7 protein-coding genes are annotated in these 6571 nt (G+C 29.6%); 2 read left to right on the top strand and 5 right to left on the bottom strand.

Translation table 11 applies throughout. The features are described 5' to 3' along the window. A partial coding sequence (locus tag VK071_00330; GenBank protein HLR33761.1) for a pirin family protein occupies positions 1-512 on the bottom strand: 512 nt, incomplete at its 3' end. A 154-nt stretch (positions 513-666) separates the two neighbouring features. Between VK071_00330 and VK071_00325 the strand changes: the two genes are divergently transcribed. Continuing rightward, positions 667-1029 carry a DUF1667 domain-containing protein gene (locus VK071_00325; GenBank protein ID HLR33760.1) on the top strand — a complete coding sequence of 121 codons (363 nt, stop codon included), beginning with the start codon at positions 667-669 and terminating at the stop codon, positions 1027-1029. A 290-nt stretch (positions 1030-1319) separates the two neighbouring features. Here the strand turns inward: VK071_00325 and VK071_00320 are convergent, their stop codons facing one another. Beyond that, positions 1320-1481 (bottom strand): hypothetical protein, encoded by a 162-nt coding sequence (locus tag VK071_00320; protein HLR33759.1) that lies wholly within the window; start codon positions 1479-1481, stop codon positions 1320-1322. A gap of 171 nt (positions 1482-1652) precedes the next feature. On the opposite strand from VK071_00320, the gene VK071_00315 reads away from it, so the two are divergent. After that, entirely contained in the window at positions 1653-2456 is an 804-nt protein-coding gene (locus tag VK071_00315) for an ABC transporter permease (protein HLR33758.1), read from the top strand. A gap of 25 nt (positions 2457-2481) precedes the next feature. Here VK071_00315 and map read toward each other — a convergent pair whose 3' ends face one another. The 3 genes from map to VK071_00300 form a co-directional block, all read right to left on the bottom strand. Beyond that, positions 2482-3228, bottom strand: a complete 747-nt coding sequence (gene map / locus VK071_00310; protein HLR33757.1) for a type I methionyl aminopeptidase — start codon at positions 3226-3228, stop codon at positions 2482-2484. A 21-nt stretch (positions 3229-3249) separates the two neighbouring features. Next, positions 3250-4188, bottom strand: a complete 939-nt coding sequence (locus VK071_00305) for a tetratricopeptide repeat protein (protein HLR33756.1) — start codon at positions 4186-4188, stop codon at positions 3250-3252. 99 nt (positions 4189-4287) lie between these two features. Continuing rightward, positions 4288-6399, bottom strand: a complete 2112-nt coding sequence (locus VK071_00300) for a heavy metal translocating P-type ATPase (GenBank protein ID HLR33755.1) — start codon at positions 6397-6399, stop codon at positions 4288-4290. Positions 6400-6571 lie beyond the last annotated feature (172 nt).

Below are 6571 nucleotides of genomic sequence, written 5' to 3'. Positions count from 1 at the left end.
AAACTCGTTCCCTTTCCTGGACCTGAAGTATTTTTATATTCACCTGCAATTACCCGTATTGTCCCATCATCTTCTTCTACTTTAGGTATATTTTTTGAATTTATGTCTTCATATTTAGGTTCTATCATTTTATTATTTGATGATAAATTTATCCAAAGCTGAATCCCTAACATATTAGGGCTTTCCTTTGGCATTTCTTGATGTATTATACCATTTCCTGCTGTCATCCATTGACAATCTCCGCTTTTTATTACTCCTGTATTTCCTAAACTATCCTCATGCTCTATTTCTCCTTCAATTAGATAGGTTACTGTTTCTATTCCCCTATGAGGGTGCCAAGGAAATCCTTTTACATAGTCCTTAGGGTCTTTAGAATTAAAAAAATCTAATAGTAAAAATGGATCTAAATTAGTTACGTCTTTATGTCCAAAAATTCTGCGTATACTAACCCCTGCCCCTTCAATAACCTTTTCACCTAGAAATATTTTTTTAATACTCCTTACTTTCGTCACAATATCCCTCCATATATTTTGAAAGCCTTATTATTTTTTACTATTTTCATATTATTCATACCCTACAAATATTTAGATAATTATAAATATCTTTGTTTTATGATATTATATAATTGTTATAAAAAATCTATTATTTTTGCAATGGAGGTAAACTATGAATGAAATTCAAAAAACTTGTATATGTTGTCCTATAGGCTGTGAATTAACAATAAAAAAAGATGATAGCATACCTTCTGGATATTCTGTTAAAGGACATAGCTGTAGAAGGGGAAAAGAATATGCTATAAAAGAAATGACTGAACCTAATAGAGTTATTACTGGAACTATTAAAATAAAAAAATCCCATATTAGTCGATTACCAGTAAAAACTAGTGAACCTATTCCTAATAATAAAATTAAAGAGGTTTTAAATTCTTTCAATTCTATTGAAGTTTCAGCCCCTATAAAAAGAGGAGAAGTGGTTTATAAGGGCCTATTAAATGGTAATATTGATCTTATAGCTTTAAGAAAAGCTTAGTTATAATATATAGGAGACTTAAAAATGATAAAAACAAATAAAAAATCTTGTTATCCAATCAGTTCAAAGAAGGGCCCATAGCCTCACAGTAGGCGAAAATTCTTATAGAAGTGGTCGCTTCTTGCTTCCTAGAACATAGCTAACACTATATCTCCTATGTGTCTTCATAGGCTAAACTCTGGACAGTACATTACCTAGATGCCGATATTATTTGTTCATTAATATTTCAATAAAGCCTATAACATATTTAAAAACAGAAATACTTACTTAATTATATTATGATAAAAAAGCTATAGTAGGTTGTTAGAAAGTAAGTATATACCCATTAATATTAAAATAAAAGGTAATAAAAGTTTAAATAAAAAGCCTATGGTTATTATTGTACCAGTTATAATTAACATAACCAATATAAATACAAATGCTAAAATAGTAATTAAACATCCTAAAATCATAATAATCCCCTTATAAAAGAAGTACTTTCCTAACTAATCTCATTATACCATATACCCTATAGATATATCTATACCATTAATTTTCACCAATAACCTTTCCCATGAATACTATGAAGTATATACAAATAACTTTTTGTAAACGTCCTAGTTTTATGAAAGGGGCTGAAAATTATGTCTAATGAAAAGTCGCAAGAACATAAGGAGTATATAAAAAGAGTTAAAAGACGAAAAAAAGTAGTTTTCATAACTCAAATTATTATATTTGTTTTCATCTTAGGACTATGGGAATTAGCTGCTAGATTTAGTTGGATAGACTCTTTTTTAACTAGTTATCCATCGGAAATTTGGAAACTTTTTATTAGTTACTCCAAGGACGGAAATTTGCATTATCATGTAGGTATTTCCGTTTTTGAAACCATAATTGGTTTTTTGGCTGGCACCTTATTAGGGGTTTTAATAGCTATAGGTCTTTGGTGGTCTGATTTTTGGGCAAAGGTATTAGACCCTTATTTAGTAGTATTAAACAGTCTACCCAAGACAGCCCTAGCTCCTATTATTATATTATGGGTAGGTGCTGGTTATTCAGGTATTATTGTAACTGCAATCTCTATTAGTATAGTTATTACTATAATGAACGTTTATATAAGTTTCATTAGTGTAGATGAAGATAAAGTTCGACTACTTGAAACTTTCGGCGCTACTAAATTTCAAATACTAAGAAAGGTAGTCCTACCTTATAGTGTACCAGCTATAATTAGTACTTTAAAAGTAAATATTGGCCTCTCTTGGGTTGGAGTTATAGTAGGTGAATTTTTAGTATCTAAGGCCGGAATAGGATATTTAATCGTCTATGGTGGCCAAGTGTTTAAATTAGATTTAGTCATGATGAGTGTATTTATTTTAGCTATAATCTCTGCATTAATGTATAAATTAATAGCTTTATTAGAAAATAAATATTTAAAATGGCTAGAATAAAACCCCTATGAAATTAGGGGTTTTATTATTGTTTTGTCAATATTAAAGGACCATCTTTAGTTATAGCTAGAGTATGCTCGTATTGGGCAGATAATTCTCCATCCATAGTTCTTGCTGTCCAGCCATTGTTATCCATCTTTATTCTATAAGAACCAATGTTCACCATAGGTTCAATAGTAATAACCATACCTTCTAATAGCCTTTGCCCCCTACCTGGTGAACCAAAGTGAGGCACTTGAGGATCTTCGTGAATATTGGTGCCAATTCCATGGCCCACAAAATCCCTAACTACAGAATAGCCTTCTTTTTCTACATAAGTTTGTACAGCATGAGAAATATCTCCTATCCTATTCCCTATTACCGCCTGATCAATCCCTATATAAAGAGATTCTTCAGTAACTTCTAATAGTCTCGTAGCTTCTTCAGAAATATTGCCTACGCCATAACTCCAAGCAGAGTCCGCTAACCATCCATCTAAATTTACAACCATATCTACTGTTACAATATCTCCATCTTTTAATAGTTCTTTTCTAGGAAATCCATGACATATCTCATCATTTACAGAAGTACATGTAGCATATTTATAACCTTGATATCCTTTTTGTTCTGGTGTCGCATTGTGTGCTTTTAAAAATTCTTCAACAAATTCTTCTATATCATAGGTTGATATTCCTGGCTTTATAATTTTTGCTATTTCTTTGTGACAATTTGCTAATATTTCTCCAGACTTTTTCATCATTTCAATTTCTTCTGGTGTTTTTAATATAATCATTCCATCTACTCCTTTATTTATTTATGTTCTTTGCCTAATAAGAGAGGCAAATCTCTCATCTTCATATAAATTTTTTAGATCATCGTCATTTTTAATTATTTCTACAAAGTTTGGATATAGTATGATAGCTTTCCTCAAATCTTTTATACCCTCATTTATTTTTCCCAATTTAGAGTAACAACAAGCTCTATTATAGTATAAAAACTCCGCATAAGGATTATTCTTTATACCTTCCGTTAATACATGAACTGCATCACCTAATTTTTCTTGTTCTATATAGATTACAGATTTATTTAGATAAGAATAAGGGTAGTTTTTATTATTCTTTATAGATTCACTATAATATTCTAAGGATTTATCGTAATTATTAAGTTTCTTATATATAACCCCCATATTAAATAAAGCTTTATAATAGCCTGGTTTTATTTCAATACTTATTCCTATCATTTTACGAGCCATATCATAATCACCTAATTCTTCATATATGGACCCTAAGTTATTATAAGCTATATAATCTTTAGGAACAAGTTTAATAACTTTCTTATAGTATTTAATGGCTAAATCCTTTTTTCCCAGCTCATCATATAAATTTGCTATGTAAAAATAAGCTCTATCGTATTCAGAATTTTTTTCTACAGCTTTAAAGTAAAAATCTAAAGCTATATCCTTTTTATCTAATCTTTCATACATTGTAGCCATTCCATAGAAAGCACCTACTTCTTCACTACTTATTTCTGTAATTCTTCTATACATTTCTAAAGCTTCTTTAGCCATTCCCATTTCATCATAAACAAAAGCAATATTATACAATATATCTATGGTTTCATCCTCATCTTCTGAGAAACTCAATGCCTTTTTATAAGACTTTACGGCATTCTCTTTACGGTCATCTAAATAAAAATTTTCTGCTAAAACTATATAATTGTCTTTTCTATTTTTCTTGGTTAAATTAATTTTCATAATCTGTGACACCTCTTACTTAATATTAGTCTTATTATAGTTTATCATATTTTATGTATTTAATATTAATTTGTGAAATAAAAAAAAAGGAGTATATTTCTACTCCTTTATTTTTAAAGCCCTCATAGAATTCATTATCGCTATAACGGAAACTCCTACATCTGCAAATACAGCCTCCCACATAGTGGCTTTTCCAAATGCTCCTAAAGCTAAAACGATTAACTTTATTCCTAAAGCAAAAACTATATTTTGAGTTACTATTTTTTTAGTTTTATTAGATATTTTTAATCCTGTAGTCAATTTATTTATACTGTCAGTCATTATAACTACATCTGAAGCTTCTATAGCTGCATCTGAACCTAAACCACCCATAGCAATACCTATATCTGCTCTTGCTAATACTGGTGCATCATTAACTCCATCTCCTACAAAGGCTACTTTCCCTTTTCCTGTTTTTTCTGTAATTATAGATTCAAATATACTTACTTTGTCTTGAGGTAGAAGTTCTCCATATATGCTGTCAATTCCTAAGGCTTCCCCTACTTTTTCAACGACTTGTTTATTATCACCAGATAACATGACAGTTTTTACTCCTAATTTCTTCAATTCAGATATTGTATCCTCTGCCCCTGCTTTTATTTCATCAGATATTATTACATTACCAATATATTGATTATTTCTAGCTATATAAGCTACGGTTCCATAGGTATCTTTTTCTGTAAAAGATATTTTATTGTCTTTTAGTAATTTTCTATTACCTAGTAGTACTTTATTGCCATCTATAATAACTTCTATACCTTTTCCAGCTATTTCTTTATAATCCTCTATACGATTTTTATCTATTTCTTTTCCATAAGCTTCTACTATAGATTTACCTATTGGATGATTAGAAAAGACTTCCCCATAAGCTGCAATTTCTAAAACTTCATCCTTTGTATATCCTTCATAACTTTCTATTTCAGATACTTTAAAGACCCCCTTTGTTAAAGTACCTGTCTTATCAAATACCATAGTATCTACTTCATTTAAAGCTTCTAAATAATTTCCTCCTTTTATTAATATACCAGTTTTAGAAGCCCCACCTATGCCTCCAAAGAATCCTAAAGGTATGGATATTACTAAAGCACAAGGACAAGAAATTACTAAGAATATTAACGCTCTATATACCCAGTGAGATAATTCTTGTTTTAATATTAGTGGAGGAATGAATGCAATAAAAATAGCACTAAATACTACTACTGGAGTATAATATCGGGCAAATTTAGTTATAAAGTTTTCTGTTGGTGCCTTTTTACTAGAAGCATTTTCTACTAAATCAAGTATTTTTGAAACTGTTGACTCTCCAAATTTTTTATTGACTTCTACAGTTAATAAACCATTAGTATTTACAAAACCACTTAATACAGTATCTCCTTTACCTACTGGCCTTGGTACACTTTCACCAGTTATATTAGATGTATCTACAAAAGAATTACCTTCTGTTACAATTCCATCTAAAGGTATTTTTTCTCCAGGTCTTACTATTATATAATCTCCGATTTCTACTTCGTTCGGATCTACTTTTACTAGATCTTCACCTTTCATTAAATTAGCATAATCTGGACGTATATCTAATAGTGATTTAATAGACTTTCTAGAGTTATTTACAGCCAGGTCTTGGAATAATTCTCCTATTTGATAAAATAGCATAACTGCTACACCTTCAGGGTATTCTCCTATAATAAAGGCTCCTATAGTAGCTATAGCCATTAAGAAATTTTCATCAAATACCTGTCCTTTGACTATATTATTAGCTGCCCTTAATAGAATCTCTCCTCCTACGATTAAATAACTAGCAAAAAATAATATAAATTTTGAAATACCTTCCATTTTAAATATTAAAGGAATTGCAAACAATATTGATGCTACTATTATTTTTACTACATTTTCTTTCTTTACCTCACCATGAGTATGGTCATGACCATGAGATTCTTCTTTACTAGTATCTATTACATCTACATGAGGCTCTAAAGCTTTTACTATATCAATTATCTCATTAGATATCCTCTTCAAGGTATTTTCATCTTCTACTTTTACTTTTACTTTTAATTTCTTTGATATAAAATCTAAAGTAGCTTCTTCTACACCATTAATACCATTAATTTGTTTTTCAATCTTACCAGCACAACTGGCACAATTTAACCCTTCTAGGATAAATTCTTTTTGTGTCAAAATATACACCTCTTTCCCCTTTTACATATAGTAACATATGAGCACATATTGATATGTTTAATTAAATTATATGCCTCTTTTTCATTTTTGTCAATGAAAAAGAGGCATATTTTTTATATTTTAAACTCTGCTATATGAGTATATTTACTTCCCTCATATTCATCAAATTCTT

It is taken from the genome of Tissierellales bacterium, from assembly GCA_035301805.1.
Taxonomy (GTDB): domain Bacteria; phylum Bacillota; class Clostridia; order Tissierellales; family DATGTQ01; genus DATGTQ01.
This window is presented reverse-complemented; position numbering and strand designations above follow the sequence as displayed.